Source organism: Mailhella massiliensis (assembly GCF_020741395.1).
In the GTDB taxonomy this organism is placed as follows: domain Bacteria; phylum Desulfobacterota; class Desulfovibrionia; order Desulfovibrionales; family Desulfovibrionaceae; genus Mailhella; species Mailhella massiliensis_A.
In genome coordinates this window covers 1-2,842 of sequence record NZ_DYZA01000250.1, presented here as the reverse complement: position 1 = coordinate 2,842, position 2,842 = coordinate 1, and the positions used below count along the sequence as shown (strand labels likewise).

Sequence of the window (2,842 nt, the reverse complement as noted above, 5' to 3'; positions counted from 1 at the left end):
GAAGATTCTGGAGCGTGGGTATTATGTCGGCACAACAGGCTTGAACGAAGCGTCCATCAGGAAATATATAAGAGAGCAGGAGTGAGAGATATCATGCTCGATAAGAGAACGGCCAGAGAATATACGGATCTGTTCAGTCCGAAGCAGGGAAGGCTCCTTGAGGAGCAGGCTGTGAGTCAACTTGTATGGGGGCTTGAACCACGGGGCGCCGACCTGAGTAGCTCAGGACGACGCCCTTAAGGCGTGAGCAAGTATAAGCCCTTACAGGGCTGAACAAGCCACCCGTTTTACGGGTGGTCCTGACTTGTCTTCCTGAGCATGAACGGTGTTTTTTCGGCAGGGGATTTTTTCCTGACGGAGAGAGGGGGATGAAACGCTGCTTCTTTCTTTGCTGCAGAGGGAAGGCGCCTGCGGCGTTATCGGGTACAGAAAGTATTTTTTTGGCGAGTCATGCCCTTGATCGTTTCATTCGCATGTTTTCCAGGAATCGTTTCCTGTCCGGCGGGATGTTATACGGAGCTGGCCTTGCCTTCCGGGGGAAGTATTACTTATGAGAAAGCCCCGGAGGGAAAGACTCCGGGGCGTTGATACAGGTATGGGCACGGGCTTTCTTCGTGGGAGAGCCTGAGCAGGCTCCTTCCATAAAGAAGGCGGGGCTTTTTACTTTGCTTCGAAAAAGGCCTGATAGGCGAGTTTTGCGGAATAGATATCGGGCACGGAAGAAAGCTCGAAGGGGCTGTGCATGCCGAGGAGTGCGGGGCCGGCATCCACTACATCCATGCCGTAGGCGGCGAGGAAGAGGGCCACGGTTCCGCCTCCGCCCACGTCCACCTTGCCGAGTTCCGCCATCTGCCAGGGGATGTTCTTCGCATCGAGCACGCCGCGCATCCAGCCCAGGTATTCGGGATGCGCGTCGTTCGCGCCGTATTTACCCCGGGAGCCGGTGAACTTGCAGAAGGCCACGCCGTGTCCGAAAAAGGCGGAATTCTTGAGTTCATGACGGTCCTGCCAGTCCGGGTCCACGGCGGCGTGCACGTCGCCGGAGACGGCGCGGCTATGCATCATGATGGAGCGGAAGGGCGTTTCCGGCTCCCAGGCTGCGGCCATGTCTTCCACGCAGTACTGGAAAAAGCGAGAGTTTGCGCCGGTAGAGCCGTCGGAGCCGATTTCTTCCTTATCCCAGAAGATGAGGCAGGAGGTGTATTCCGGTTCCTCCGCATCGAGCAGGGCACGCAGGGCGGTATAGACGCAGATGCGGTCGTCCTGGCCGTAGCCGCCCACGATACCTTTGTCCAGACCTACATAGCGGGCCGGGCCGGAGGGCACGGCTTCCAGTTCGGCGGAGATGAGGTCGTCTTCCCTTATGCCGTATTTTTCATGGAGGAGCTGAAGCATACGGACCTTCACGGGTTCCTTGGGGGCATCCTCTTCCCCTTCCTTGAGCACGGGCTCATGGCCGAGGATGATGTTGAGCTTTTCCGCGTCGAAGGCGTCGGAAAGCTTGAGGCCGCCGTCCTTGTGGGAAAGGTGGGGCAGAAGGTCGGCGATGGTGAAGACGGGATCCCCTTCTTCTTCGCCGAGACGAACGGGGATGGAACGCCCTTCGGCGGTGACAATGACGCCGTGCAGGGCCAGAGGCCGTGCAAACCACTGATACTTGCGCAGCCCGCCGTAGTAATGGGTTTTAGCCTGGCCTACGCCTACCTGCTCCTGAAGCGGGCGCTGCTTCAGGTCAAGGCGGGGGCTGTCGGTATGGGCGCTGATGAGGCGTATGCCGTCCTGAAGGGGGCGACGGCCTCTACGGGCCACGAAAATGGCCTTGCCGTGCAGGGCCTGCCAGCCTTTTTCGGTCTGGAATCCTTCTGTATAGCCCGCTTCCTTCAAGAGGTCGATGACGCCGGCAACGGCTTCGCGTTCCGTCTTGCAGGCGGAGATGAAGCGGATATAGTCGTCGGCCAGTTCGTACATGGCCCGGCGGTCTTCGCCGGAGCGGTATACTTCCCAGCCGGAGGTGGAGGAAAATGCAAGTTCGTCCATAAGAGTAACCTCGAAAGGGGAATGAGGGTTGTTCCGGGAACGGCGATTTCAGGAAGGGTCGCGCAGCGCCTGCGAAAGGACGCGGGCCGCATCGGAAAAGTCTTCCTCTTCCATGGTGCGGGGGTCAAGCTGGAAATACGGATCTTCCAGCCTGCCGACCAGGGGAGGATCGGTGGAGAGCAGGCGCTTTTTCAGTTGTGCAGCGGACAGTCCCGCGGGCTTTACGCAGACCAGCGTAGTTGGCATTCCCTGTTCGGGAAAGGCTCCTCCGCCCACGCGGGAGAAATCCTTTTTCAGAGAGCATACGGCAAGTCCGTTCAGCTCTTTTTCCAGCATATCGCGCAGTATTTCGGCACGTTTTTGCAGTTCTTCCGCGCTCATAATTATGCGGCGCACCGTGGGCACGGCTCTGAGGGCCGTTTCCCGGTCGCGGTACAGGCGAAGCGTGGCTTCCAGTGCAGAGAGGGTCAGCTTGTCGCAGCGCAGGGCGCGCAGAAGCTGGTTGCGCTTCATCTGGTCCACATATTCCTTCCTGCCGACGATGATACCTGCCTGCGGCCCGCCGAGTACCTTGTCGCCGGAAAAGGTGACGACGTCGGTTCCCGCTTTCAACACCTCGGGCACGGTGGGTTCGTCGTGCAGCCCCCAGGGGGAGAAGTCCAGGAGGCTCCCGCTGCCGAGATCCTCCAGCAGGGGAAGCCGGTGGGCGTGGGCGAAGGAGGCAAGTTCCGCGGGGGGTACCGAGGAGTGGAAGCCTATGATACGGTAGTTGGAAGGGTGCACCCAGAGCACGGCGCGGGTGTTT

2 protein-coding genes and 1 pseudogene are annotated in these 2,842 nt (G+C 59.5%); 1 reads left to right on the top strand and 2 read right to left on the bottom strand.

Features of this window, described 5'->3' with window-relative positions; genetic code table 11:
* Positions 1-135, top strand: a pseudogene (locus tag K8W16_RS12140) (IS200/IS605 family transposase); the annotation flags it as partial.
* A 525-nt stretch (positions 136-660) separates the two neighbouring features.
* Here the strand turns inward: K8W16_RS12140 and K8W16_RS12135 are convergent.
* Positions 661-2,037 carry an aminopeptidase gene (locus tag K8W16_RS12135; RefSeq protein WP_304124244.1) on the bottom strand — a complete coding sequence of 459 codons (1,377 nt, stop codon included), beginning with the start codon at positions 2,035-2,037 and terminating at the stop codon, positions 661-663.
* A 48-nt stretch (positions 2,038-2,085) separates the two neighbouring features.
* The coding region (selA, locus tag K8W16_RS12130; RefSeq protein ID WP_304124243.1) for an L-seryl-tRNA(Sec) selenium transferase at positions 2,086-2,842 on the bottom strand (757 nt) is incomplete at its 5' end.